We start from the raw sequence: 25,684 nt of genomic DNA, 5'->3' as shown, positions 1-25,684 counted from the left end.
CCAACGAACGGCGCCTCACGGGGCAACGGCACGACACGTATTCCCCACACCAACGAAACGCTCCCCGCACGCGGGTGCGTCTGCCTCCGGCGGTCCGTCGGCGACTGCGGCCCGCACCGGGTTGCTCGCGCAGTTCCCCGCGCCCCTAAAAGCCCCCACGCAACGCTCCGGGCGCCGAGGCGCCGCCAAGGGGCGCGGGGAACTGCGCGCCCAGCCCCCGACGCCCCGCAGACGCATCTGCCTCCAGCGCTCCAACGGCGGCCGCGGCCCGTCGCGCGTCGCTCGCGCAGTTCCCCGCGCCCCTACGGAGCCCCGCCCAGGCCACCCGTCATGCGAACACCACCGCGCCCCCTGGGGAGCCTGCGCACGGGGCACCCGTCGCACGAACGCTCCCCGCGCGGAGGCGCCGGTCAGGGGCGCGGGGAACTGCGCGGCCAGCCACCGGCGACCCGCAGACGCGTCTGCCTCCTGCGGCCCATCGGCGACCGCGGGCCGTCACGCGTCGCTCGCGCAGTTCCCCGCGCCCCTAGGGAGCCTCCGCACGGGTCACCCGTCGCGCGAGCGCTCAGCGCAGGCGGCGGCGGTGTCCGGGGAGGAATGTGAAGACCGCTCCGCCCAGGAGGATCACCGTGCCGGCGACCAACCCGAGCGCCCGCAACGTGCCGTTGTCGTCCGCCCCGGTCTCCGCGAGGCCACCGCCCGACGCGGAGCCGCCCGTCGCGGACGAGCCCCCGGCCGTTCCGGGAGAGCCGCCCGCCGCCCCGGAGGAGCCTCCCGCCGCCCCGCCCGGCTGCGCGGACGTGTCGAGTTCGAGGGAGACCTCCGCCTTCGCCGGCGTACACGTCGTCATCGTGCCCAGCGCCTTCACGGTGAGGACGCCCGGCGACAGCGTGGACTTGCCGTCCGCCCCGGGCTTGTACGTCCCGGTCAGGTCCGGAATCGTCATCGGGTCGCCCGACTTGATGGGCTCCTTGTTGGTCGGCCCCTCCACATGCACCGTGCCCTTGTCCGCGCCGCCCAGCGCGACCTCCATCGACGGCTTGACGGAGTCCGCGGGGATGTCCGCCGGGCTGTCCATCACCGCCTTCTTGAACTGCACGGTCAGGCCGTAACTCCCGCCGTCCTTCTTGGCGTTGATCTGGACCGGCGATGTCGCTTCCTTGTCGCCGATGGGCGTCTTGCACTTGTACGGGGTCTGGACCTCCTTGCCGGGGAAGTCGGTCTGCCCGCCGCCCCCGCCGGTCGATCCGCCCGTGGAGCCGCCGGAAGAGCCGGACGTCGTACCCCCCGAGGAACCGGACGTCGTGCCGCCCGAAGAGCCGGACGTCGTCCCGCCCGAACTGCCGCCCGCCGCCGTCACCTTGATCGTCGCGCCCACCCCCACCTGCTCCTTGGGCGTGCACTTCGTGTCCGTCGAGATCGGCTTGTTGACGTTGATGTTGTACGCGTCCGGCGTCAGCGTCACCTCGCCCGCCGCCGTCAGCTTCAGCTTGCCCTTCATGTCGGAGAGGATCATGGGGCTGTTCTTCTTGATGGGCGGGTTCTTGCGCTCGCCCTGCATCTTCAGGTCGCCCGTCTGACCGCCGCCCAGCTTGATCGTGCCGGTCGGCTGCACCGTGTTCTCGCCGAGGTCCAGGACGTCCGGGTTCTTGGACGCGGCCTGCGTCGTCTTCCACACGACGTCGACCTCGTCGCCCACCTTCGCCGTCGCGGGCGCGGTGATCTCGACCTGGGTCGTGCCCTGCACGGGCGGCAGATTGGAGATGGGCGGCGGAATGCACTCCGTCTTGTAGGCGACCGCGGCGGCCGCCGCGTTCACCGCGGCGTGCGCGGGGTCCTCGGTGAGCAGGATGCCCGCCCCGCCCAGCAGGAGCGCGACCGAGGCCGCGCCCGCTCTCCGTCGTTGCGTGATCACGTGGTTCCCTTCGTCGGACTGTCGTCGGACGGTGCGGAGAGCCGGCCTGCGGATGCGCCGGGGTCTGTGTCGGGGGCGAACCAGGGCAGAGCGGTGGTGGCGGGGGCGGCGGGACCGGTGGCCGTCGGCCCACCCGTGACGCCCGAACCGCCCGTGCCGCCCGAACCGCCCGCGCCCGCCGCCCCCGTGGAGTTCCTGCCGGGCGTACGCGCCGCGTGCGACGCCCGCCCCTTCCGGTCCGCGTCGACCGCCCCTTGCGGCATCCGCAACTGCGGTACGCGACGCGCGAGTTCGGCGAACCGGGCACCACGGCGGCGGCCCGACCGGGAGGCGCCGCGCCGGTTCGGCCGGAGCCGGTCGACGACCGCCATGCCGATGCGGAAGGCGGCCGCGGGCACGACGACGCAGAGCAGGATCCAGAAGAGCGTGACGCCCCATGGGCGCCCCACGCCCCACGGCTGCTCGGCGAGGACCTTCCCGCCGAACTTCAGCGAGACCAGGTAGTCCCCGTGCGCCCCCGCCGAGAGCTCCACCGGCAGCTTGATCTGCGCCTTCTTGCCGGGAGCGATCGTGCCGCGCCACTGCTGCTCCTCCCACTGCGGCGCGAACACGCCGTGGGACGTGCCGACCTGGAAGACGGGGTCCTTCACCGGCGCCGAGCCGACGTTGCCGACGGTGAATTCGAGCGTGCGCCGCGGCGGCGCGCCGAACCAGGTCAGCACCCCGCCGGACCCCTCCAGAGCGGTGTCCGTGAGGACGGACAGCTTGCCGCCCGTCGCCTGTGCGGGCAGCGGCTTCACGGGGTGGCCCGCGACCTTCAGTACCGCGTCGACCTGCTGTTTCTCACCGGTCACGGTGGCCACGTGGACGACGCAGGGGCAGGGCTCCGGCGGCTCGGCCACGGGGAGCTTCTTGCTGAAGGCGCCGTCGTCGTCCGTGGTGACGGCGCGGCCTTCCGAGTTGGCACAGGAGTTGGTGCCGCCGACGACGCCCTTGCCGGGGGCCGACTGGCCGCAGACGAGCATCATCAGGAGGGCGTCGGGCCGCCACCCCGTGCCCTTCACGGTGATGGACCCGCCCTTGCCCGCCTGCGACGCCGAGAGCTTCACACTGGGCTTGTCCGCGGCGGCGGCCGACGGTGCCTGCGGCAGCACCGCGACACCGAGCAGAACGAGCACGGCGAGAACGACCGCCGCCCTCCCCACCCCTGCCCACACCGGCCCCGATCCCCTTCCCGCTCCCGCTCCGGCCCCCGGGCGCGGCCTGTTCTCACCGTTCACCGTTCGTCTCCCGTCCCCGCTCGCGCCAACTCCCGCGTCGCACCTACCTGTTCGGCGCCGTCACCCGACCCGGGCTCTTCCTCCGTGCGCCGCCGCCCCCGTCTGCGTACGAGATGAACGGCCCCGCCCGCCGCCGCGAGCAGCAGCGCTCCGCCGCCCGCCACCGCGGCCCACGGCACGAAGCGGGCCGAGGCCGTGGCGGTGTCGCGGGCGCCGCCGGCCGCCGTGGCCGTCAGCTCGACGTCGACCGAGTCGAGCGCCGGGGCGTCCGCCCACGGCTCGGTCAGGGTCACCCTGCGGCCGGGCAGCAGCTCGACCGGCAGCGTGCGCGCGGGGCGGTCGAGCAGGGTGCCGAGGACACCGTCCGCGTGCACCGCGAGCTTCGGGGTCAGCACGGTGTTGCCGCGGTTGACCAGGTCGTACGAGATGCTCCCCGCCTCGGTGTCGACGTCGACGCGTTCGACGGTGAGCGCGGAGAGCGTCGGCCCGTCGACCCGCAGGTCCACGCGTACGCCCACCGTGCGGCCGCCGCCGCTCGCGACGATGGCCCCCGGGTGGTCGCCGGGCATCGCGTTCGTGGGGACGGTGAGGGTGAACGGCACCTCGGCCCGGGTCCGCGGCGGTACCTTCACCTGCCGTTTCGCGAAGCTGAGCCACGCCCCGGTGTCCTTCGGCGTGCCCTTGGCCGGGGTGACGGAGAACGCCCCGGAGCCGGTGTTGCCCGCGTCCGCGCCCCGCAGGGTGATCGTGCGGGGCTTCGGTCCGGGGTTGGTGACGGAGAGGGTGTCCCGGAGCACGGCTCCGGGGGTGCCCTCCGCGTAGAAGGAGGGCCGCCCGTCCTTCGCGGGCCCGGTGCCGCCGCCGGCCGAGGGCGCGGCGGACCACGGCGCCGGATCGCCGCCGTCCGCATGGGCGGGCCCGGCACCGGCGGCCGCCGCCACCAGCGCCAGGGCGGCCGCACACAGCGCACCTCGCGCGGAAAACGTCATCGGCGGCTCCTGATCTTCGTACGGGATCTCGCTCGCGCGGTCGTCCTACGGGCCTGCGGGACCACGGGCCGGGCCCCCGCGAGCCCTACCGCGACCGAGCCGCCTGGTTCCGGCGCGTCAGCCAGAGCGCCCCGGCCGCGCCCGCGAGCAGCACCGTGCCGCCGAGGGTGCCGAGCGCGAGGGCGGAGTCCGCGGGGCCGGTCTGCGGGAGCTCGCCGCCGCCGGAGGGCGCGCTGTCGGAGCCGCCCGTGGTGCCGGAGCCCCCCGACGTACCGCTGCCGCCCGAATCGGACCCCCCGGTACCGCCGGACCCGCCGGAGCCACCGGACCCCTTGACGTCCAGTTCGAGCGACGGCTTGGGGTTGTTGGACGGCGTGCACGTCGTGGTCGTACCGAGCGCCTTGATCGTGAGGACACCGGCGGTGAACGTGACCTTGCCGCTCTTCTTGGGCGTGTACGTCCCCGACAGGTCACTGATCTTGATGGGGGTGTTGGCGGGGATGGCCTCGGCGTTCGTCGCGCCGGACACCGGCACCGTGCCGCTCTCCGCGCCGCCCAGCTTGATCACCGCGCTTGGCTTCATCGCGCCCTTGCCGAGCTCGACGGGGCTGGAGGAGACGCCCTTCTGGAAGGACATCGTGAGCTTGTAGCCGCTGCCGCTCTTGACGCTCTTGATGTCGATCGGCGAGACGGCGCTCTTGTCCCCGATCGGCGTCTTGCACTGGTAGTTGACGTCCTGGACGGTGGCCTGCGCGGCGGGGGCGGCCATCAGCACCGCTGAGCCGCCGGCCAGGACGGTGGCGAGCGCGAGCGCGGCCGATTTTTTCGTGTGCGACACCTCGTTTGTCCCCTCATGCCGGTCGTGGCGTGCCGCGGTGCGGAGTGACTGGTGTTACTGACGGCACATCAGATTGGGCGCTCAAGGTACGCCCGGGACCTTGACGAGGGAAGACAAAAGACGCGCCGGATCCGTGATGATCCGGCGCGTACATGGAGACGCACTAACCGTGGGTAACACCGCTGGGCAGAGCTGGGGACGGCGCGCGAGCACCCGCGGACTACGCGGGCGCCCCCACCTCCGCCCATACCGTCTTGCCCGCGACCCCGGGGCTGCGGACGACGCCCCAGTCCAGGCAGAGCCGCTGGACGATGAACATGCCGTGCCCGCCGGGCCGCCCGGCGCGGTGCGGGGTGCGCGGCGCGGGCTGCCCCGTGCCCCGGTCGGAGACCTCGATGCGCAGCACCTTGCCGTCGGAGGACAGCCAGAGCTCGTCGGGGCCCTCGGCGTGCAGGCAGGCGTTGGTGACCAGCTCGGAGACGACGAGGAGGACGTCCTCGGCGGCCGCACGCCGGTCGGCACTCTCCGCGGGGAGCCAGCCCCAGGCGTGCAGCGCCTCGCGCGTGTAGTCGCGGGCGAGCGGGACGATGCCGCTCGCGCCGTTCAGGCTCAGTCTGCGGACCTGCCGGGCGGCGGGCGTGCCTGAGGCCCGCTCCGCGGGAGCGTCCGCGACTGCGGCCTCGGACTCCGGGCCGCGGTCGCCCGGCGAGTAAGGCCGGGTGGTGCTCATCAGCGCTTCACCTCACCGACAGGAGGACTGGGGACATCGGCTGCTGCTTGCCGTTCTGACTGTTGACTTTGTGGACCGCTGACTGCGGGATCCAGGTCTCTCCTGCCCGGACGAACCGTGAGAACACCCACTAGTTCGGCACGGTCCGTGTGACGCTGGTAACGCCATGATCACACAGAGGCAACTGACGCATAACTTTCGCGTGTGACCACGGCATTTTCTCGTACGCCCATGTCGGACTCACTCCCCGAGGGCCGCTTCGAGGTTGTCGTGGACGGTGAAGACCGCCTCCGCGCCGGTGATCTCGAAGACCCTGGCGACCACCGGAAGCATCCCGGCCAGATGGACGCCGCCACCCGCCGCCTCGGCCTTGAGCCGGGCGCCGAGGAGCACGTTGAGTCCCGTGGAATCACAGAATTCGAGGCGTGAGCAATCGACGACAAGCCGTGCGTAGCCGTCCGTCAGGCAATTTTCGAGTGGTTCGCGCAACACGTCGGCGGTGTGGTGATCCAACTCACCCGCCGGGGTCACGACGGCACTCGCGCCCACCTTCCGGACTTCGACCAGAAGCCGGCCCCTGTGTGCGCTGCCGACCGTCCCGCGGTCCATGCCGTCTCTCTCTTCCGACCGTCGTTGCTGTTGATGACGCCCCTGAACATTACGCCCTCCTGGCGCTCCGGGGTACCCGAACATCCCCCCGAATTCGGACATTTACCCTCAGAACGCACTTGCGACCGGAGCGCGGAAGCGGGTAGGGGTAGAAGAGACATCAATCGACACGGACGGCTTTGGAGGCGCCGCACACCGCAGTGCACGTATTGGCATCGGCAGCCATATGCCGAGAACGATGGAGGACACCATGTCACCCCGGCTCGACGAATCGCATACTGACCAGGCGACGTCGACACTCCCGCCGCACCGCTCCGCCACCGAGATCCCGGCCCCCGCCCACGAGCCCGTCCCGGCTCAGGGTGCCCACGAAATCGCCGAGGACACCTACGAAGGTCTCGACGGTCTCCCCGAGATCCCGCCGTACGACGAGGTGGCGCCGCTGGACGCGAGGGCCCTGTCCAAGACCCTCTTCGAGCGCCTCGAATCCCTCGAAGAAGGCACGCACGAATACGCGTACGTCCGCAACACCCTGGTCGAACTGAACCTCGCCCTGGTGAAGTTCGCCGCCTCCCGGTTCCGCTCCCGCAGCGAGCCGATGGAGGACATCATCCAGGTCGGCACGATCGGCCTCATCAAGGCGATCGACCGCTTCGAACTCAGCCGCGGCGTCGAGTTCCCCACCTTCGCGATGCCGACGATCGTCGGCGAGATCAAGCGCTTCTTCCGCGACACCAGCTGGTCGGTGCGCGTCCCGCGCCGCCTCCAGGAACTCCGACTGGACCTCGCCAAGGCGGGCGACGAACTCGCCCAGCAGTTCGATCGCGCCCCCACGGTGGGCGAGCTCGCCGAGCGCCTGGGCATCTCCAACGAAGAGGTCGTCGAGGGGATGGCCGCGTCCAACGCCTACACGGCGAGCTCCCTGGACGCGCAGCCCGAGGAGGACGACTCCGAAGGCGCGCTCGCCGACCGCATCGGGTACGAGGACCACGGCCTGGAGGGCATCGAGTACGTCGAGTCCCTCAAGCCCCTCATAGCCGAACTCCCCCCGCGGGACCGCAAGATCCTCTCCCTCCGCTTCGTCGCGAACATGACGCAGTCGGAGATCGGCGAGGAGCTCGGCATCTCGCAGATGCACGTTTCGCGACTGTTGTCGCGCACTCTCGTCAAGCTCCGCAAGGGACTGACGGTCGAGGAGTGAGGCGCCGCTGCGCTCGGCCTGAGCGCGCGAACGCCGAGGTGGGGCCCGTCCCGTGAGGGGGCGGGCCCCACTGACGTCACGTCACCCGCTGGTGACGAGCGCCGCGTCGACCGCGGCTTCGGCGTGGAGCCGGGTGGTGGGGAACACGGGCACGGGACTGTGCCCCTGCCCGATGAGCAGCTCGATCTCGGTGCACCCGAGGATGACGCCCTGCGCACCTCTGTCGATCAGGCTGTGGATGACCTCCTGGTACGCGGCACGCGACTCCTCCCGTACGACGCCGAGGCACAGCTCTTGGTAGATGACGCGGTGGACGAGGCCCCGGCCGGCCTCGTCAGGCACGAGGACGTCCAGCCCGTGCGCGGCAAGGCGATCCCGGTAGAAGTCCTGCTCCATGGTGAACGCGGTCCCGAGCAGCCCGACGCGGGTGATCCCCGCCCGGCGTACGGCCTCGGCGGTGGCGTCCCCGAGGTGCAGCAGCGGCACGGAGAGCGCGGCCTGCACCTGGTCGGCGACCTTGTGCATGGTGTTGGTGCAGATGAGCACGAGGTCGGCGCCCGCGGCCTCGACTCCCTTGCCGGCAGCGGCGAGCACGTCCCCGGCCCGCTCCCACTCCCCCGCGACTTGCAGCCGCTCGATCTCGGCGAAGTCGACGGAGTACAGCACGCAGCGTGCGGAGTGCAGCCCGCCGAGCCGCTCCCGTACGAGTGCGTCCAGGAGCCGGTAGTACTCGGCGCTGGACTCCCAGCTCATGCCGCCGATGAGGCCGATGGTCTTCATGGGGCCAGGATGCCGCACCTGGCGGGGCGCCTTCAGGCGGGCAACGGCACCCCGTGGACGACCGCGGGCCCGTAGTCCACGCCCTCCAGCGCGAGGGCGAGCGCGAGGCGCCGCTCGGCTTGGAGGAGGCGGTGTTCGGCGGCGCGGTAATAAGGCCGGGTGAGGGGGACGCCGGTGACGTCGACGGGGCGTCCCTCGGCGGCCTCCTTCGCGTACGGGCTGCGCGGGCGGCGGGGCATGCCGTGTGCGGGACGGGGTCGGGGGTGGGCCGCTGAGGACGGTGGCGGGGGCGCCCCCGTCGCTGCGGCGGCTCGCCTCGCACCCGTGCCGGGCAGCAGCCGGTTCAGGAACCTGCGCAGCACGCGTCTACCCCTCCCCCAGTTCGCACCAGACGGTCTTGCTGTCGGCTCCCTGTTCCACGCCCCACCGCAGCGAGACGGCGTCGAGGAGGGCAAGCCCTCTCCCCGTCTCGTCGTCGCGGCCCGCGCTGCGCAGGAGCGGCCAGGCGCGGGGGTCCGGGTCGGTGACGGCCACGCGGATGCGGTCGCGGGCGGTGGTGAGGCGGACGGTGACGGGCGTTCCCTCACCGAGGTGCCGGATCACGTTGCTGAGGAGCTCGCTGACGCAGAGTTGCACGTCGGGGTGGGGGCTGCCGCAGGGGTGCTCGCTCAGGGTGCGGCGGATCTCGGGGACGGCTTTGGGGACGGCCAGTAGGGAGAGTTCGAAGGCGGGGGTGGTGGGGGGTGGCTCTTGCATGGGGGTACGCCCTCCGTGCGCTCTGTGACGGTTCGGTCACACAGTGACGTGGCGCGGCGTAACGTGACAGGGGTTCGGGTTGCGCAGAGTAACTGGCAAATGGCGGTGGTGGGTTGTGCCTCCTCGTAAGGATCCCGACGCGTCGGCGAGCGTCCCGGCCTTCTACGGCGCGGAGTTGCGTTTCAAGAGGGAGGCGGCGGGCCTCACGTTGGAAGGCCTGGCCGAGGGCAGCTTCCGGGCAGTCTCCTTCCTCAGCCAGATCGAGCGCGGCGAGCGACGCATGCCGTGCGACCTGGCCCAGCACGTCGACGCCAAGCTCCGGACGGACGGCTTTTTCCAACGCCGTTGTGAAGACGCGCGCAAGGCCCGCCAGGGCGGGCACGCCGAGTACTTCGCGGATGTGGCGGAGATGGAGCGGTTCGCGGAGTCCATCGAGGACTGGGCGCCCATGCTGGTTCCAGGCTTGTTGCAGACACCTGCATACGCCCACACGATCGTGCGGGCGGCGATGCCCCGCGCCTCGAACCGTGAGGTCGCGGAAAAGGTGGACGCCAGGATGGAGCGAGCAGCCCTCTTCGGCCAGGAGAACGCGCCGGATTTCTGGGCGATCCTGGATGAGTCGGTGATCCGACGACGGGTCCTCGCGTCACATCTGATGGCCGAACTTCTCGAGCACATCGCCGAGGTGGTCAGGGCCACGCGGTCCATTGTGCAGATCGTTCCGGAAACCGCCGCCGCGCACCCGTTCATGATGGGCATGACTAGGACCATGACCTTCTCGGACGCACCCCCGGTCGTGTACACCGAGAGTCTGCACAGCGGCCAACTCATCGACTATCCACCGCTCGTGAACCAGTACCGGCGGTCGTACGATCTGCTCAGGGCCGTCGCACTGCCGCCTGAGGCGACCCTGGCCATGGTCGAGGATGCGGCTGAGGACTATCGGAATGGCAAGCCACGAGATTGACCTGAGCACGGCTGTCTGGCGAAGGAGCAGTTACAGCAACGGCACTGGCGGCGAGTGCGTCGAGGTCGCCCACGGCCTCGCCGGTCTCGTCCCCGTCCGCGACTCCAAGCTGACGGCCGGCCCCACCCTCGTGTTCCCGGCGACCGCGTGGGCCCCGTTCGTCACAGCGATCGCGCGGCACGAACCGGACCGCACCTAGGGCCTGCCTCAAAGCCCGCCCCCGTGGCAAGATCGCGGAATGCTACGACTCACTGACTTCATCATCGACTGCCCGGACGCGATGAAGCTGGCAGCGTTCTACTCCGAGGTGACGGGGGTGCCGGTCAAGGAGGACAGCAACGAGCACTGGGCCGGTATCGCGCTCGGCGACATCGAGCTGGCCTTCACCCCGGTGGAGGACTACCGCGCCCCGCGGTGGCCCGACAGCGCGCACCCGAAGCAGTTCCACCTCGACTTCGAAGTAGACGACATCGAGGCCGAACAGAGCCGTGTCCTGGCCCTCGGCGCGACCCTGAAGCAGGACATGGTCGGCACCAACGGCTACGGCTTCCGCGTCTACGCCGACCCCGTCGGCCACCCCTTCTGCCTCTGCCGCAACAAGGGTGTCGTCTGGACCGAGCAGGGCCGCCCCGTCTGGCCCAAGAGCGACTAGCCGCGACCTACGCCTTGAGCGTCGCGACCTCGCGCGCCCTCTCCGCCAGCGCCCGCACCCCGTTCGATGTCCGGTGCGGGCGCATGCTCTCCCGCATCGTGCGGAAATGATCGTCCCCGCGGGCCGATGACACCTTCTCGTACTCGTCGAGGAAGCGCCCCCACGACTGACAGGCCGCGTCGACGTGCCCGAGCCGCGTCTGGCGTTGGGCGAGCAGGGCGTAGGAATGCACGCGGCCCTGGCGCTCCTGCGCGGGCTGCACCTCGATGGATTCCTTCAGCGCCTTGATGGAGCCGGGCAGGTCGTTCTCCTCCGCCAGCACGTGCGATACGTGGAACAGCCACGCCGTCCGGTCGTAGCCACCGACCGCGTCTCGGCGGTTGTCGGCCTTGGAGAGGGCGTCCTCCGCCTCGCGCAGCCGCCCGTGGGCCTGTCGGCGGTCCTTGACCATGGAGGCGGCGTGCGCCTGTTGCCCACGGAGGAAGGCGACCAGGCGCGGGCCGGCCTTCGGGGCGGCCTCGGCGGCGGAGTCGGCGTACTCCAGCCCCTTCTGCCCGTACCGCAGGCTCGTCATCTGGAGCGACATGCCGCGCAGGGTGCGGCAGTACGTGACGTGGTCGTCGGCTTCGTCGGCCAGGTCGAGTGCCTTCAGGTACCAGCGCTGCGCGGCGACGTGGTCCTTCTCGTACATCGCCATCCAACCGGTGAGGTACGTCAGGTCGGACGCAGCGGCTTTCATGTCGTTCCCCACCTGCCCGGTGGCTTCCGAGCGGAGCCAGGGCGCGACGGTGTTCACGAGGTACGCGGCCGCTATGGGTCGCGCGTGGCCCGCGCCGTCCTCGTCGAGAATGTCGGCGATGCGCCCCGTGGTGCGACGTACGCTCGCGACCTGCGAGGCACCGATGCGCGTGGTGGCCTTGCCGGGCGCGACCGGCTCGCCGGCGTGAGCGTACGGGCCGCCGAAGACCGGGACGGCCAGCGCAGCCGAGAACACACCGGCCGCGAGCACGCCCCTTCGGGACGGGTCCATGTCTGCCCGGCCCAGGGCAAGCAACTGCTCAACGATGTCCAGGTGTTGATCGGACTCTGCGGACGCACTCTGCTCCAGCCCGGCTTCTTCATGACCGATCGGCCGGCCGCACTTCTCCGACAGCGCCGCCAGCAGCAGAGGCTTGACCTGGTCCTTGGGCTTGTTGGCACCGCTGATCCAGTTCGATACCGCCTGGCCGGTCAGATGCAGCGGGAAACCCGCGAGGGCACTCACCCGGTTGATGGCTCTGGCGAGTTCCTGCCGTTGGCAACCCGCCTGGTCGAGCAGCGCACTGAGCTTGCGGTTCGGCGTACGCGAAGTGGACGGCATGGCGAATCTCCCGACAGCTCAGAAGGCTCTTTCACGGCTTTCACGATGCCCGTCTCTCCACCGTACCCGCGGGCCGTCGGCCGGTGTTTACCTGAGTGTCAGAACCAGCCGTGAGTGATCGATCCAGCGGAGCAGGTACTCATGAGACCAACGCCGGAAGGCAGTGCGAAAACCTGGGATGAGCTTCATCAGGAAGGTATGGGGCCGACTCAGCAAGCGTTCTTGGACTTGGTCAGGGAGACCAAGGAAACCAAGCACTATTGCCCCGACGTGATCTGGGGAAACCTTCAAACCCCTGAGTACGTGAGAGCGATGTTGACCCTCGTCGTCGATTTCCTCGACACGCCGCGGGACATCGAGGCGGGCGTCGAGGCCCGCACGGCACGCGCCGAGCTGTTCGGCAAGGACGGGCGGACGTACAAGACACTGCTGGGCGAGCAGGCCCTTCGCTGCAACATCGGCGGCAGCAGTGTGATGCGCGGACAACTCAACCGACTTCTGGAGTCGTTCGCGCTTCCCGGCGTGACGCTCGGGATCATCCCCAGTCGCGCTCAGCTCCACGTGTTTCCCGGCAACAGCTTCGGGATCTTCGACGGGCAGCGCGTAGAGGTCGAACTGTTCGGGGAAGCCCCGACACTCACCGACGACGCCCAAGTCCGGATCTACGAGAAGGCCTTCGGTCTTCTGGAGCGATCGGCGGTCTATGGGGAGGACGCACAGGCGCTGGTGCGCACCGAACTGGCGGCGTTGGGCCCGTAGGCCTGACCTCTGATTTACAGAATCCGTCCACATCACCAGGAGGAGCCGTGGGGAAACACAAGGGCGAGCCGAGCGACAAGCCGTGGACGCCGCCGCCGGAGCCGCCGAGTCCCGATGGCAGTGGCCCGAGGAGGTAGGTGCGATGGACTACCGGGCAGTCGCTCGCCGGGAGCTCGACGTCATGGGGGCCTTCCGGTCCCCGTGGCTTCGGGCGGCCTTCGATGCCGTGGACCGCGAGGCCTTCGCCCCTGACGCGTTCTGGGGGTACGACACGGACGACCACGGCCGGCAGCTGGTGATCGACAGGGCGGTCGACGAGGACGCGTGGCGCCGGGCCGTGTGGAGTACCCATCGCTCACTCATCACGCAGATGGATGACGGTGTCACGGCGGAACAAGGGCCGTACAAGGGAGACTTCACGTCTTCGCTCTCCGCACTGGACATCGTCTTCGAGAAGCTGAACCAACTCGCGCTCGAGCCAGGCCACAACGTGCTGCACATCGGCACCGCATCAGGCTACGACTCCGCTCTGCTCAGCGAAGGCGTGGGGATCGGCTGCGGGAACCTGACCACGGTCGAGCTGGATCCCGTCTTGGCCGGGGGTGGCGCCAAGAACCTGCGAGGGGCCGGGTACACACCCACGACCGTCTGCGGCGACGGCCTGGAAGGGTGGGTGCCGACCGCGCCCTACGACCGGGTCGTCTCGACAGCGGCGGTACGGAGCATTCCCCGCCCATGGCGCGAGCAGTGCAACGACGGCGCGGTCATCCTGGCGCCCTTCAACACGCTCTACGCCCGTGGAGGGCTTCTGAGGTTGCGGGTTCATGGAAGCACCGCGTCGGGCCGGTTCGTCGGCGGGGCCTGGTACATGTGGGTACGCAGTCATCGCCCCGTCCATCGGCTCGCTCCGCCCATCGACAGCCGGAAGGAGGCCTCGCCCATCGACCCCGAGGAGATCCTGGGCCGGGGATGGGATCAGGACTTCGTGATGGGGCTGTACGTGCCGGATGTGTCCCTCTCCCACCGCGGGGAGGGAGAGGACAAGCAGGTGCAGCTCTGGGACGAGAAGGGGACATCGGTCGCGATCGTCGACTATGACGAGTGGTGGCGGACGGGTGCGGTGACCGTCTACGGGCACCGCAACCTCTGGCGCGAGCTGGTCAGCGCGTACAGCGCGTGGCGCATCGCCGGGCAGCCGCACTACACGCGCTTCGGGCTCACCTGCGATGAGGAGGGCAAGCACTTCTGGCTGGACCGATCGGCAGCACGACTGCATGTCGGCCACGGCGTTCCCACCCGGAGCAGCAGTTCCTGAGAAGGATCACGGAAAGCAGTGGAGGGTCGACCAAATGGCACGCAACACAGACGTTTTCGGCGCCGCCCAGTGGCGAAGCAGCAGCTACAGCAACGGATCCGGCGGCCTCTGTCTGGAGGTCGCCGACGGCTTCCCCGGCGTGGTCCCCGTCCGGGACTCCAAGCGGACGGAGGGCCCCACCCTCGTATTTCCGACGATGGTGTGGTCCCTCTTCGTCGCCGCCGTCGCGGACCGGCGGCACTGAAGCACCTGGGTGCGCGCGGCCCGGCCCACGCCGTGCCTTTCGGGAAGTACGTGAATGACCTGCCCCGCCGAGCTGGGGGCCCTGGACGAATCACGAAAGAGGAATTCCGTGCCCGTCGATCGCTCTGACCCCGTCCTGTTGGACGGCGATACGTGGCAGTCGTACTTCCGCGACTTCCAGCGTTCCGCCTTCCGGCTCGAAGTGCATCAGACGTACACCATGCCCGCCGAGGCCGAGACGGTCCGCGCGTTCCTCGCCGGGGCCGAGAAACCCCGCGACTTCAACGCGTCCTGGCACCGCACGATCAGTGATCACGCGGCGGCCGGGCGGGCCATGACGCGCGCGAAGGTCGTGCGCCGGCCCCTCACGCCGTACAGCCGGTATCTCTTCGAGTGGTGCGTTCCGGGAAATGTCGCGGCCGGGGAGGACTACCGGATCGTCGACGTGACGGACCGGCCGAACCCCGGACTCCCCGAACAGGACTTCTGGCTGTTCGACGAGGCGACGGTCGTGCATATGCATTACCGTCCCGACGGTACGCAGGCCGGTCGCGAGCTGATCCGGAATCCCGACCTGGCCAGGTATATCGCCTGGCGGGACCTCGCCTTGGCGCACGCCGTGCCTTTCGAGCGGTATACGCGTGACCTGAGCTGAGCGTCGTCAACCCGGCACGTCCATCCGCTGCGTGCCGATCACCGACAACAGCCGCATCGCCTCCTCCGAGCCCGGCGCCGCCGTGTAGATGAAGACCCGTTGGTCGCGGTCGGTGATGTCGAGGACGTCGCAGTGCACGGCGACGAAGCCGACCGTGGGGTGCTGGAAGGTCTTGCAGAGGGTGGGGCGGGTCGCCACCTCGTGGGTGGCCCAGAGGGCGGCGAACTCGCGGCTGGACGTGCGGAGTTCCTCCACGAGCGAGGTCACCTCCGGGTCGTCCGGGTAGCGTGCCGCCGTCGCGCGGAGATGTTGGGCCATCGTCCGGGAGAACTCGGCCGTGTCGGAGACCCCGTAGAGGGAGTGCTCCGGGTCGCACGGGCCCAGGAACGTGCGGCGGGCCAGGTTGCGGTCCCTGCGGGGCAGGAGGGAGAAGTCCTCCATCAGGGCTGCCGCCAGGTTGTTCCACGCTATGACCTCGTACGTCGCCGACAGCACCACCGCCGCCGCCTCCGGGAGTCGGTCCAGGAGCTGGACGATGCTCTGGCGTACCTCCCGCGACGGGCCCGAAGGCGGGGCGGGTGGGACGCCTGCCAAGTGGTGGAGGTGGTCGCGTTCCGGGTCCGACAGGCGCAGGGCGCGGGCCAGTTGGGTCAGGACTTCGCGGGACGGGTGCGGGGCTCGGGCCTGTTCCAGGCGCGTGTAGTACTCCGTCGAGATGTACGCCAGCTGCGCCACCTCCTCCCGGCGCAGGCCCGGCGTGCGGCGGCGCGGGCCCGCGGGCAGGCCCACGTCGGCGGGCGTGATGCGTTCGCGCCTGCCGCGCAGGAAGTCCGCCAGCTCCCGCTCGCGGGCGCGTTCCCGTTCTCGTACCCGTTCTTGTCGGTTCACCGGGTCAGTGTGCCGGGTGTCGTCGCAGCTCAGCCAGGTACTGGTGGGGCCTGGATGAGGGCGGGAGGGCGGCGCAGGCTCCTCCGTATGAACGACATGACGAATTTCAGCAGTGCCGGCCTGCTCGACGGCAAGGTCGCCCTCGTCACCGGCGCCGGGCGCGGCATCGGTGCCGCCGCCGCCCGGCTCTTCGCCCGGGAGGGCGCCCGGGTGCTCCTCGCCTCCCGTACCGAGGCGCAGTTGAAGGGCGTGGTCGAGGGGATACGGGACGTCGGGGGCGTCGCCGAGTACGTCGTGTGCGATCTCGGGGACGGCGACAGCGTGCGCCGTGCCGTCGAGCGGGCCGTCGAGGTGTACGGGCGGCTCGACGTCGCCTTCAACAACGGGGCGAGCGGGCAGCCGCCCGGGCCCATGGACGAGTTGTCGGAGGACGACTTCGATCGCGTGACCGGCGTCAACCTCAAGGGGACCTGGCTCGCCATGAACGCCGAGGTGGCCGCCATCCGCGCCACGTCGGGGCGCGGCGCCATCGTCAACACGTCCAGTGTCGGGAGCCTCATGGCCAACCCCGCGCTGCCCGCGTACGCGGCGACGAAGCGGGCGGTCAACAGCCTCACCGCGTCCGCCGCCGTCACGTACGGGCCCGAGAGCATCCGTGTCAACGCCATCGCGCCCGGCACCACGCTCACCGAGATGCTCCGTGAGTGGGACGACTCCTCCCCCGGCACCATCGACCACCTGAACTCCCAGACGCCGCTGGGGCGTGCCGCCGAGCCGGACGAGGTCGCTCAGGCCGCCGCCTGGCTGCTGAGCGACCGGGCCTCGTACGTCACCGGCACGGTGCTGCGGGTCGATGGGGGGATGTGGGCCGCCTGATCCCCCAGGCCGCCCGGCTTACGCCACCCGCACGCCCTTATGCCACCCGCACGCCCTTGCGCCACACCTCGCCGACCAGCGGGACTCCCGGACGGTACGCCAGGTGGACGTGGCTCGGGGCGTTCAGGAGGGCGAGGTCCGCTCGCGCTCCTGCCGTCACCCGGCCCACGTCCGTCCTGCGCAGGGCTGCCGCGCCGCCCGCCGTCGCCGACCAGATCGCCTCGTCCGGGGTCATGCCCATGTCCCGCACCGCCAGGGCGATGCAGAAGGGGACGGAGGACGTGAAGGACGAGCCGGGGTTGCAGTCCGTGGAGAGGGCCACGGTGGCGCCCGCGTCCAGGAGGCGGCGGGCGTCGGGCCATTCGGCTCGGGTCGAGAACTCGGCACCGGGGAGGAGGGTTGCCACCGTCGAGCTGTTCGCCAGCGCGTCGACGTCCGCGTCCGTCAGGTGCGTGCAGTGGTCCGCCGATGCCGCGTCCAGTTCCACGGCCAGCTGCACCCCGGGACCGTACGACAGCTGGTTCGCGTGGATGCGCGGGTGCAGGCCCTTCGCCTTGCCCGCCGTCAGGATCGCGCGGGCCTGGTCGCCGTCGAACGCGCCCTTCTCGCAGAAGACGTCGATCCAGCGGGCGTGGGGGGCGCAGGCGTCCAGCATCTCGCCGGTGACGAGGTCCACGTACGCCGCCGGGTCCTCCGCGTAGTCCGGGGAGACGATGTGCGCGCCGAGGAAGGTCACCTCGTCGGTGTGCTTCGCCGCGATGCGGAGGGCCCGGGACTCGTCCTCCGTGTTCAGGCCGTAGCCCGACTTCGTCTCGAACGTGGTCGTGCCCTGGCGGAGGGCCTCTTCCAGGTAGTGGGTGAGGTTCGCCTCCAGTGCGGCGTCCGTAGCCGCTCGCGTCGCCGCCACCGTCGTGCGGATGCCTCCCGCCTCGTACGCGCGGCCCGACATGCGGGCGTTGAACTCCTGGGTGCGGTCGCCCGCGAAGACGAGGTGGGAGTGGGAGTCGACGAAGCCGGGGATCGCGGCGCGGCCTGCGGCGTCGTACGACTCGTCTGCCGACGGGGCCTTGGAGGTCGGGCCCACCCAGGCGATCGTGTCGCCGTCGAGGACTACGGCCGCGTCCGTCAGGAGGCCCAGGGGGGTGCCGTCTCCCTGCGCGGGGTCGTTGGTGACCAGGGATGCGATGTTCGTGATGAGGGTGGTGGTCATGGTTGCTGCTCCAGGGGGGGTGGGGGTCCGGCGAGGTCCTTTCCCCGATCCCGCCCCTTCCCGAAACCAGGAGGCTTCGCCCCCTGGACCCCAGAATCGCCCTTCGGGCTCTGTCCTCAATCGCCGGACGGGCTAATTCTTAGCCCCTCCGGCGTTTGAGGAGCGGGGTCTGGGGCGGAGCCCCGGTTTCGGGAAGGGGCGGGGTCGGGGAAAACGCTTCAATCTCTCAGCGCCCCCACCGCCTCCGTCAGCGCCGACGGTACGTCCGGGACCAGCGCGTGTTCGCCGTCGCGTACGACGTGGGTGCCGCCCACCACCGTGTGGCGGACGTCCGCCGACGTCGCCGCGAAGACCGCTGTCTCCGCCGCCAGGCGTGGGACGGGGCCCGCCGTGCGGACCGAGTCCAGGGCGATCGTGGTGAGGTCCGCCAGAGCCCCCGGCTCGATGACGCCCGCGTCCGGCCAGCCCAGGGCCGCGTGGCCGTCCGCCGTCGCCGCGCGGAGCAGTGCCGCCGCCGTCCAGTGGCCGCGCGTGTGGGAGCGGAGGCGTTCGTTCAGCTCCATGGCGCGGGCCTCCTCCAGGATGTCGATCACCGCGTGGCTGTCGCTGCCCAGGGAGAGGGGGCTGCCCGCCCGCTGGAGGCGGAGCGCCGGGCCGATGCCGTCCGCGAGGTCGCGTTCCGTCGTCGGGCACATGCAGGTGCCGGTCGAGGAGCCGCCCAGCAGGGCGATGTCCTCTTCCGTGAGGTGGGTGTTGTGGATGCCCGTCGTGCGGGGGCCCAGGACTCCGTGGTCCGCGAGGAGTTGCGTGGGCGTGCAGCCGTGTGCCGACATGCACGCGTCGTTCTCCGCCGTCTGCTCGGAGAGGTGGACGTGCAGGGGGGCCGTACGGGCGGACGACCACTGCGCCACCGTGGCCAGCTGCCGCGCCGGGACCGCCCGCACGGAGTGGATCGCCGCACCGATCCGGGCGTGCGGGCGGTCCTTGAGGAGCGAGGCCCGCTCCGCCCACGCCTCCGTCGTACCGTCGGAGAAGCGCAGCTGGTGGCGGTCCGGCGCCTTGCCGCGGTCCGCGTCGAGGAGGCCCGACGCCACGTACGCCGTGTCCAGGAGCGTGATGCGTACGCCCGCGTCCGCCGCCGCCCGGATCAGCGCCTCGCCCATCGCGTTCGGGTCCGTGTAGGGCGTGCCGCCGGGTGCGTGGTGGAGGTAGTGGAACTCGCCCACCGTCGTGATGCCGGCCAGCGCCATCTCCGCGTACACCGCTCGCGCCAGCGCGTGGTACGTGTCGGGAGTGAGGCGGTCGGCCACCGAGTACATGACCTCGCGCCACGTCCAGAACGTGCCGGAACCGACCTGGACGGTGCCGCGCAGCGCGCGGTGGAAGGCGTGCGAGTGGGCGTTCGCGAGGCCCGGGAGCGTCAGGCCGCGCAGGACCGTCGCCCCGGGCGGGGGTGCCTCGACGCCCTTGCGGACGGCGGTGATCCGGTCGCCCTCCACGTCGACCGCGACGCCCGGCTCGACGTTCGTGCCGAGCCAGGCATGCTCCAGCCAGTAAGTGGTGCCCGTCGAGCTCTCCGTCGTCACCTGCACGCCAGCCCTTCCAGTACGTCGGCCAGTGCGGTCACCCCGGCCACGCAGTCGTCCTCGGCGGCGAACTCGGCCGGGGAGTGCGAGACACCCGTGGGGTTCCGTACGAACAGCATGGCGGTGGGGATCGACCCCGACAAAATGCCGGCGTCGTGGCCCGCGCCCGTGCCGAGGACGGGGAGCGGGCGCGGCTGCTCCGCGCGGGCGCCGAGGATCCTGCCCAGCTCGTCCCGCAGCGCGTCCTCGAACTCGACCACCGGTGTGAACGACTCGCGGACCACGTCCAGGTCGATGCCGTTCCGCTCCGCGTACTCGCGGGCCGCCTTCTCGATGCCCGTCACCACCGTGTCCAGCGTCGACTGGTCGGCCGCGCGCGAGTCCAGCCAGCCGCGTACGAGCGACGGGATCGCGTTGACGCCGTTCGGCTCGACCGAGATCTTGCCGAAGGTGGCGACCGCGCCCGCGAGTTCGGCCTCCCGGCGTGCGGCGAGGACCGTCTCCGCGTACGACAGCATCGGGTCGCGGCGGTCGACGAGCCGGGTCGTGCCCGCGTGGTTCGCCTCGCCCCGGAAGTCGAAGCGCCAGCGGCCGTGCGGCCAGATGGCGGACGCGATGCCCACCGGGTCGCCGGAGAGGTCGAGGGCGCGGCCCTGCTCCACGTGCAGCTCCACGAACGCGCCGATGCGGGCCAGGCGTTCGGGGTCGGGGCCGATGCCGTACGGGTCGTAGCCCGCCGCCTCCATCGCCCTCGGCAGCGTCACGCCGTCGCCGTCCGTCAGCCGGTGCGCGGCCTCGACCGTCAGCTGTCCCGCGGTGAGGCGGGAGCCCACGCAGGCCAGGCCGAAGCGGGCGCCCTCCTCGTCGCCGAAGTTGACGATCGCCAGGGGGCGGGTCAACTGCGCGCCGCGTGCCCGGAGTTCGTCCAGGGCCGCGAACGAGGACACCACGCCCAGCGGGCCGTCGAACGCGCCGCCGTCCGGGACGGAGTCCAGGTGGGAGCCCGTGACGACGGCGTCACCGGCCGCGGGATCGCCGAGCCACGCCCACTGGTTGCCGTTGCGGTCCAGTTCGTACGTCAGTCCGCGGGTGTCCGCCTGCGCCTTGAACCAGGCTCGGCAGTCCGCGTCCGCGCGGGTCCAGGCGTACCGCCTGTAGCCACCGGAGTCAGCGTCGCGGCCGATGGAAGCCAGGTCCCGCCACATCTCCTGGAAGGACGGGGCGGAGGACACGGGGCTCCGCCCCGGACCCCGCTCCTCGAACGCCGGAGGGGCTGAATCTGGCCCCGGAGACACCGAATTACTCACGCCTCGCCCTCTCGCATGGGAACCCGCACACCCTTCGCGTCCGCCACCGACTCCGCGATGTCGTATCCCGCGTCCACGTGCCGGATGACGCCCATGCCCGGGTCGTTCGTGAGAACGCGGCGGATCTTCTCGCCGGCGAGCTTCGTGCCGTCGGCGACCGAGACCTGGCCCGCGTGGATGGAGCGGCCCATGCCGACGCCGCCGCCGTGGTGGATGGAGACCCAGGAGGCGCCCGAGGCGACGTTCACCATCGCGTTGAGGAGCGGCCAGTCGGCGATCGCGTCGGAGCCGTCGAGCATGGCCTCCGTCTCGCGGTAGGGGGAGGCCACCGAACCGCAGTCCAGGTGGTCGCGGCCGATCGCGAGGGGCGCGGCGAGCGTGCCGTTGGCGACCATGTCGTTGAACATGTCGCCCGCCTTGTCGCGCTCGCCCTGGCCGAGCCAGCAGATGCGGGCGGGCAGGCCCTGGAAGTGGACGCGCTCGCCGGCCATCTTGATCCAGCGGTGGAGGGATTCGTTCTCCGGGAAGAGGTCGAGGAGCGCCTTGTCCGTCTTGTGGATGTCGGACGCCTCACCGGAGAGCGCCGCCCAGCGGAACGGGCCCTTGCCCTCGCAGAAGAGGGGGCGGATGTAGGCGGGGACGAAGCCGGGGAACGCGAACGCGCGGTCGAAGCCCGCGAGTTGTGCCTCGCCGCGGATCGAGTTGCCGTAGTCGAAGACCTCGGCGCCCGCGTCCATGAAGCCGACCATGGCCTCGACGTGCTTGGCCATCGACTCGCGCGCGCGGGTGGTGAAGCCCGCCGGGTCCTTCGTCGCGTACGTCTGCATGTCGTCGAAGTCGACGCCCGTCGGCAGGTACGACAGCGGGTCGTGGGCCGAGGTCTGGTCCGTGACGATGTCGATGGGGGCGCCCTCGGCGAGCATGCGCGGGAGCAGGTCGGCCGCGTTGCCGAGGAGGCCGATGGAGAGGGGGCGCCGGGCGTCGCGGGCCTCGACCGCCAGCTGGAGCGCGTGCTCCAGGGAGTCCGCCTGCACGTCCAGGTACTTGTGCTCGATGCGGCGCTCGATGGCGCGCGGGTCGACGTCGATACAGATCGCGACGCCGTCGTTCATCGTGACGGCGAGGGGCTGGGCGCCGCCCATGCCGCCGAGACCGGCGGTGAGGGTGATGGTTCCGGCGAGCGTGCCGTCGAACTTCTTCGCGGCGACCGCGGCGAACGTCTCGTACGTGCCCTGGAGGATGCCCTGCGTGCCGATGTAGATCCAGGAGCCGGCCGTCATCTGGCCGTACATGGTGAGGCCGAGCTGTTCCAGGCGGCGGAACTCCTCCCAGTTCGCCCAGTCGCCGACGAGGTTGGAGTTGGCGATGAGGACGCGCGGGGCCCATTCGTGGGTCTGCATGACGCCGACGGGGCGGCCGGACTGGACGAGCATCGTCTCGTCCTGCTTCAGGGTCTTGAGCGTGCGGACCATCGCGTCGAAGGAGCGCCAGTCGCGGGCCGCCTTGCCGGTGCCGCCGTAGACGACGAGCTTGTCGGGGTGCTCGGCGACCTCGGGGTCGAGGTTGTTCTGCAGCATGCGGAGGGCGGCTTCCTGCTGCCATCCCAGGGCGCTCAGTTCCGTACCGCGCGGCGCCCGTACGGGGCGGGGTCCTGACATGGCGATGCCTCCTCGAAGCTGTGACCTCTGCTGTGAGCTTGTTATTCACATCCTGGTGGGCTGAATAGAGCTAGTCAATAGCGAACGAATGCACGAGTACGCCAGCGGGGTTCCGTCGCGGGTGATTGGCTGGATCACATGGGCCACGACGAGGACAACGACCAGACCACGGTTCTCCGCGCGGACGCGGCACCCGGAAGCACCGCACCCTCCACTCTTGGGAGTGACGCCGCCGCCCGCCGCGACCGCGCCATCCGCGCGGCCGTCGAGCAGGGCGTCGTCGGCCCCGCCGCCCCCGTCGCGGGCCTCCTCGACGTCGCCGGCATCCGCGCGAGCGCCGCGGCCCTGCACGCCGCCTTCGAGGCCGTCGTCCCGCCCGGCACCCCCGTCCTGCACGCCTTCGCGGTGAAGGCGACCCCGCTCGTGCCGGTCCTGCGGCTGCTGCGCGCGGCGGGGATCGGCGCCGAGGTGGCGAGCCCCGGCGAGCTGGCCCTGGCGCGGGCCGCCGGGATGCCGCCCACCGCGACCGTCCTCGACTCGCCCGCCAAGACCCCCGCCGAACTCCGCGAGGCCCTCGCGCTCGGCATCGCCGTGAACGCGGACAACCCGCAGGAACTGGCCCGTCTGGACGCGATGACCCGGTCGGCACTGACCGGCTCCCCCATCGGCATCCGCGTCAACCCGCAGATCGGCGGCGGCGCGATCGACGCCCTCTCGACGGCGACGGCCACGTCGAAGTTCGGGGTGCCGCTGCGCGACGAGGACGCCAGGGAGTGGGTGATCCGCGCCTTCCTCGACCGGCCGTGGCTGACCCGCCTGCACGCGCACTCCGGGTCGCAGGGCATGCCCCTGGAGAAGATGGTGCGGGGCGTGGCGGCCGCGTACGAACTGGCGGAGGAGATCAACGAACGCGCCGGGCGGCACCAGGTGGACACCGTCGACATCGGCGGCGGCCTGCCGGTCAACTTCGGCTCGGACGACGAGACCCCGACCCACGCGCAGTACGCGCGCCGCCTCAAGTCCCGGGTGCCGGGGCTGCTCGACGGGCGGTACGGAATCGTCACCGAGTTCGGCCGCTCGCTGCTCGCCAAGCACGGCACGGTGCTGGCCCGCGTCGAGTACGCGAAGCGGGCGGGGGGCCGGCCCATCGCCGTGACGCACGCGGGCGTGCAGGTGGCGACGAGGACCGTGTACGCGCCCGCGTCGTGGCCGCTGCGGATCGCCGCGTTCGACGCGAAGGGGCTGCCCAAGAGCGGTCCCGCCGTCGGTCAGGACGTCGCGGGCCCGGCCTGCTTCGCGGGCGACCTGCTCGCCGAGAACCGCCCGCTGCCGCTGCTCGAACCCGGTGACTACGTGGCCGCGTTGGACACCGGCGCCTACTATTTCGCCCAGCACTACTCGTACAACAGCCTTGCCAGGCCCGGTGTGCACGGGTTCGCCGCCGACGCCGACGACGTGCGCTTCGCCGTGGTGCGCGAGCCGCAGACGCTGGACGAGATCGTGGCGGAGGCCGGCGGCGGAACGGAACGGGACGCGCTGCGGAACCTGTGAAGCCCCGTCGGCCGCCCCGGGGCCACACCCTCTGACCTTCCTCAACTCCCGCATAGTGACCTGCATCACGGGCAATAGCTCCCTCGACCCGCACTCGGTCTCGGGGGAGGCACCTGTGACGACATCCGACACGTCCACCACCGCATCACCGCCCGCCGAAGAGGGCGCGCTGCACCGGGCCATCGGCCCCAAGCTGCTGATCCTCTTCGTGGTCGGCGACATCCTCGGCACCGGCATCTACGCCACCACCGGCAAGGTCGCGGGGAAGGTCGGCGGCGCGCTCTGGCTGCCGTTCGCGATCGGCTTCGTCGTGGCGATCCTGACCGCGGCGTCGTACGTCGAACTGGTCGGCAAGTACCCGAAGGCGGCCGGTGCCGCGCTCTACACGCAGAAGGCGTTCAAAGCACCGTTCCTCACCTTCATCATCGCCTTCATGGTGATGTGCTCCGGGCTCGCCTCCGCGAGCGCCGCCGCCCGCGCCTTCAGCGGTGACTACCTCGCCGAACTCACCGGCGACGCGCTGCCGCCGACCCTGATCGCCATCACCTTCATCGTGCTGCTCGCGGCGCTCAACATGCGGGGCGTGTCGGAGTCGGTGAAGACCAACGTGGTGCTCACGCTCGTCGAGCTCACCGGTCTCGCGATCATCCTCGCGATCGGGGCGTACGCCGTCCTGAACGGGGACGGCGAGGCCTCGCGCCTCACCGAGTTCGAGTCCGACGGCAGCGGATACGCCCTGATGACCGGCGTGCTCGGCGCCACGGCCCTCGGCTTCTTCGCCTTCGTCGGCTTCGAGGACTCGGTGAACATGGCCGAGGAGACGAAGGACCCGGTGCGCACCTTCCCGCGCGCGATCTTCATCGGTGTCGCGGTCACCGGCACGATCTACGTCCTCGTCGCGCTGGTGTCGTCCCTCCTCGTCGACTCCGGGACACTGGAGGGGTCGAGCGGCCCGCTGCTCGAGGTCGTGAAGGCGGGCGGCGTCGACTTCCCGCACGAACTCTTCGCCCTGATCGCCCTGTTCGCGGTCACCAACTCGGCGCTGATCAACATCATGATGGCCTCGCGGCTCTGCTACGGCATGGCCAACGAACGCATCCTGCCGCGCGCGATGGGCCGCGTCCTGGCCGGGCGCCGCACCCCCGTCGTCGGCATCGTCTTCGTCTCCCTCCTGGCCATCGGGCTGGTCTCCACGGGCGAGATCGAGGGCCTCGGCGACACCACGGCGTTCCTGCTCCTGTGCGTGTTCGCGGTGGTCAACGTGGCGGTCCTGGTCCTGCGCCGCGACCCCGTCGAGCACAAGCACTTCCGCACCCCGACCGCCCTGCCGGTGCTCGGCGCCGTCACGGCCCTGATCCTCGCGAGCCCCCTCGCGGACCGCCCCGCGGAGGTCTACATCCGCGCCGGTGTCCTCATCGCGATCGGCGTCGCCCTGTGGGGCGTGAACAAGGTGGTACTCCGCGCGCGCGACGAGGACTGACACCGTCCCGGGGGACGCATCGATCAGGTGATCGGCGCATTCGGTCAGCGATGGGCCGTTCGGGGCCATCTCCGAACGC

General features: G+C 71.0%; 26 protein-coding genes. 11 read left to right on the top strand and 15 right to left on the bottom strand.

All coding sequences use genetic code 11. The annotated features are described in order from the left end of the window. Window positions 1-565: 565 nt before the first annotated feature. The 6 genes from DEJ48_RS39815 to DEJ48_RS23650 all read right to left on the bottom strand — a co-directional run bounded on the left by DEJ48_RS39815 (window position 566) and on the right by DEJ48_RS23650 (window position 6,361). Window positions 566-1,912, bottom strand: a complete 1,347-nt coding sequence (locus tag DEJ48_RS39815) for a hypothetical protein (RefSeq protein WP_190538037.1) — start codon at window positions 1,910-1,912, stop codon at window positions 566-568. Continuing rightward, on the bottom strand, window positions 1,912-3,093 hold the full coding sequence (locus DEJ48_RS23670; RefSeq protein ID WP_223832179.1) for a DUF1573 domain-containing protein: 1,182 nt from the start codon (window positions 3,091-3,093) through the stop codon (window positions 1,912-1,914). The genes DEJ48_RS39815 and DEJ48_RS23670 overlap by 1 nt, the downstream gene beginning before the upstream one ends. Before the next feature lie 98 nt (window positions 3,094-3,191). After that, the gene (locus DEJ48_RS23665; RefSeq protein ID WP_190537548.1) at window positions 3,192-4,184 is read right to left on the bottom strand and encodes a hypothetical protein; all 993 of its coding nucleotides are present in this window, start codon (window positions 4,182-4,184) and stop codon (window positions 3,192-3,194) included. 85 nt (window positions 4,185-4,269) lie between these two features. After that, the gene (locus DEJ48_RS23660; protein WP_223832178.1) at window positions 4,270-5,022 is read right to left on the bottom strand and encodes an LPXTG cell wall anchor domain-containing protein; all 753 of its coding nucleotides are present in this window, start codon (window positions 5,020-5,022) and stop codon (window positions 4,270-4,272) included. A 220-nt stretch (window positions 5,023-5,242) separates the two neighbouring features. Continuing rightward, window positions 5,243-5,752 carry an ATP-binding protein gene (locus DEJ48_RS23655; RefSeq protein ID WP_150184454.1) on the bottom strand — a complete coding sequence of 170 codons (510 nt, stop codon included), beginning with the start codon at window positions 5,750-5,752 and terminating at the stop codon, window positions 5,243-5,245. A gap of 240 nt (window positions 5,753-5,992) precedes the next feature. Beyond that, window positions 5,993-6,361, bottom strand: coding sequence for an STAS domain-containing protein (locus tag DEJ48_RS23650; protein WP_150218110.1), 369 nt, complete (start codon window positions 6,359-6,361; stop codon window positions 5,993-5,995). 250 nt (window positions 6,362-6,611) lie between these two features. Here DEJ48_RS23650 and DEJ48_RS23645 point away from each other — a divergent pair, with 250 nt between their 5' ends. Next, entirely contained in the window at window positions 6,612-7,562 is a 951-nt protein-coding gene (locus DEJ48_RS23645; protein WP_150218109.1) for an RNA polymerase sigma factor SigF, read from the top strand. An 81-nt stretch (window positions 7,563-7,643) separates the two neighbouring features. Here the strand turns inward: DEJ48_RS23645 and DEJ48_RS23640 are convergent, their stop codons facing one another. The 3 genes from DEJ48_RS23640 to DEJ48_RS23630 form a co-directional block, all read right to left on the bottom strand. Further along, window positions 7,644-8,342 carry an aspartate/glutamate racemase family protein gene (locus DEJ48_RS23640; RefSeq protein ID WP_150218108.1) on the bottom strand — a complete coding sequence of 233 codons (699 nt, stop codon included), beginning with the start codon at window positions 8,340-8,342 and terminating at the stop codon, window positions 7,644-7,646. 32 nt (window positions 8,343-8,374) lie between these two features. After that, window positions 8,375-8,581, bottom strand: coding sequence for a hypothetical protein (locus DEJ48_RS23635; protein ID WP_150218107.1), 207 nt, complete (start codon window positions 8,579-8,581; stop codon window positions 8,375-8,377). 127 nt (window positions 8,582-8,708) lie between these two features. Continuing rightward, entirely contained in the window at window positions 8,709-9,098 is a 390-nt protein-coding gene (locus DEJ48_RS23630) for an ATP-binding protein (RefSeq protein ID WP_150218106.1), read from the bottom strand. A gap of 115 nt (window positions 9,099-9,213) precedes the next feature. Here DEJ48_RS23630 and DEJ48_RS23625 point away from each other — a divergent pair, with 115 nt between their 5' ends. The 3 genes from DEJ48_RS23625 to DEJ48_RS23615 are packed head-to-tail and all read left to right on the top strand — an operon-like array spanning window position 9,214 to window position 10,717. Further along, a complete protein-coding gene (locus tag DEJ48_RS23625) occupies window positions 9,214-10,065 on the top strand; it encodes a helix-turn-helix domain-containing protein (protein ID WP_150218105.1) in 852 nt (283 codons plus the stop codon). Further along, window positions 10,046-10,264 (top strand): DUF397 domain-containing protein, encoded by a 219-nt coding sequence (locus DEJ48_RS23620; protein WP_150218104.1) that lies wholly within the window; start codon window positions 10,046-10,048, stop codon window positions 10,262-10,264. Before DEJ48_RS23625 ends, DEJ48_RS23620 begins: the two co-directional genes overlap by 20 nt. 39 nt (window positions 10,265-10,303) lie before the next feature. Then, window positions 10,304-10,717, top strand: coding sequence for a VOC family protein (locus DEJ48_RS23615; RefSeq protein WP_150218103.1), 414 nt, complete (start codon window positions 10,304-10,306; stop codon window positions 10,715-10,717). 7 nt (window positions 10,718-10,724) lie between these two features. Here DEJ48_RS23615 and DEJ48_RS23610 read toward each other — a convergent pair whose 3' ends face one another. Then, entirely contained in the window at window positions 10,725-12,077 is a 1,353-nt protein-coding gene (locus DEJ48_RS23610) for a hypothetical protein (RefSeq protein ID WP_150218102.1), read from the bottom strand. A 114-nt stretch (window positions 12,078-12,191) separates the two neighbouring features. Here DEJ48_RS23610 and DEJ48_RS23605 point away from each other — a divergent pair, with 114 nt between their 5' ends. The 4 genes from DEJ48_RS23605 (at window position 12,192) to DEJ48_RS23590 (ending at window position 15,049) form a co-directional block, all read left to right on the top strand. Continuing rightward, window positions 12,192-12,836, top strand: coding sequence for a DUF5753 domain-containing protein (locus tag DEJ48_RS23605; protein ID WP_150218101.1), 645 nt, complete (start codon window positions 12,192-12,194; stop codon window positions 12,834-12,836). A gap of 142 nt (window positions 12,837-12,978) precedes the next feature. After that, on the top strand, window positions 12,979-14,151 hold the full coding sequence (locus DEJ48_RS23600) for a protein-L-isoaspartate O-methyltransferase family protein (RefSeq protein WP_150218100.1): 1,173 nt from the start codon (window positions 12,979-12,981) through the stop codon (window positions 14,149-14,151). A gap of 34 nt (window positions 14,152-14,185) precedes the next feature. Next, a complete protein-coding gene (locus DEJ48_RS23595; protein ID WP_150218099.1) occupies window positions 14,186-14,395 on the top strand; it encodes a DUF397 domain-containing protein in 210 nt (69 codons plus the stop codon). Between the two features lie 54 nt (window positions 14,396-14,449). Further along, on the top strand, window positions 14,450-15,049 hold the full coding sequence (locus tag DEJ48_RS23590) for a DUF6879 family protein (RefSeq protein ID WP_223832177.1): 600 nt from the start codon (window positions 14,450-14,452) through the stop codon (window positions 15,047-15,049). Between the two features lie 6 nt (window positions 15,050-15,055). Here the strand turns inward: DEJ48_RS23590 and DEJ48_RS23585 are convergent, their stop codons facing one another. After that, window positions 15,056-15,937 (bottom strand): helix-turn-helix transcriptional regulator, encoded by an 882-nt coding sequence (locus DEJ48_RS23585; protein WP_150218098.1) that lies wholly within the window; start codon window positions 15,935-15,937, stop codon window positions 15,056-15,058. An 87-nt stretch (window positions 15,938-16,024) separates the two neighbouring features. On the opposite strand from DEJ48_RS23585, the gene DEJ48_RS23580 reads away from it, so the two are divergent. Beyond that, window positions 16,025-16,813, top strand: coding sequence for an SDR family NAD(P)-dependent oxidoreductase (locus DEJ48_RS23580; RefSeq protein ID WP_223832176.1), 789 nt, complete (start codon window positions 16,025-16,027; stop codon window positions 16,811-16,813). Between the two features lie 37 nt (window positions 16,814-16,850). Here the strand turns inward: DEJ48_RS23580 and hutI are convergent, their stop codons facing one another. The 4 genes from hutI to hutU all read right to left on the bottom strand — a co-directional run bounded on the left by hutI (window position 16,851) and on the right by hutU (window position 22,574). Further along, window positions 16,851-18,023 (bottom strand): imidazolonepropionase, encoded by a 1,173-nt coding sequence (gene hutI, locus DEJ48_RS23575; RefSeq protein ID WP_150218097.1) that lies wholly within the window; start codon window positions 18,021-18,023, stop codon window positions 16,851-16,853. A 218-nt stretch (window positions 18,024-18,241) separates the two neighbouring features. Further along, window positions 18,242-19,609, bottom strand: coding sequence for a formimidoylglutamate deiminase (locus tag DEJ48_RS23570; protein ID WP_150221346.1), 1,368 nt, complete (start codon window positions 19,607-19,609; stop codon window positions 18,242-18,244). Further along, entirely contained in the window at window positions 19,606-20,814 is a 1,209-nt protein-coding gene (locus DEJ48_RS23565) for an allantoate amidohydrolase (RefSeq protein WP_150221345.1), read from the bottom strand. Before DEJ48_RS23565 ends, DEJ48_RS23570 begins: the two co-directional genes overlap by 4 nt. Window positions 20,815-20,912: 98 nt before the next feature. After that, a complete protein-coding gene (gene hutU, locus DEJ48_RS23560; protein ID WP_150218096.1) occupies window positions 20,913-22,574 on the bottom strand; it encodes a urocanate hydratase in 1,662 nt (553 codons plus the stop codon). A gap of 138 nt (window positions 22,575-22,712) precedes the next feature. Between hutU and DEJ48_RS23555 the strand changes: the two genes are divergently transcribed. Then, window positions 22,713-24,125 (top strand): diaminopimelate decarboxylase, encoded by a 1,413-nt coding sequence (locus tag DEJ48_RS23555; RefSeq protein ID WP_150218095.1) that lies wholly within the window; start codon window positions 22,713-22,715, stop codon window positions 24,123-24,125. A 115-nt stretch (window positions 24,126-24,240) separates the two neighbouring features. After that, a complete protein-coding gene (locus DEJ48_RS23550) occupies window positions 24,241-25,605 on the top strand; it encodes an APC family permease (RefSeq protein ID WP_150218094.1) in 1,365 nt (454 codons plus the stop codon). Window positions 25,606-25,684 lie beyond the last annotated feature (79 nt).

Origin of the sequence: Streptomyces venezuelae (genome assembly GCF_008642315.1) — a bacterium.
Classification (GTDB): Bacteria; Actinomycetota; Actinomycetes; order Streptomycetales; family Streptomycetaceae; genus Streptomyces; species Streptomyces venezuelae_D.
The sequence above is the reverse complement of the archived record's forward strand: the minus strand, read 5'-3'. Positions and strand labels throughout refer to the sequence as shown.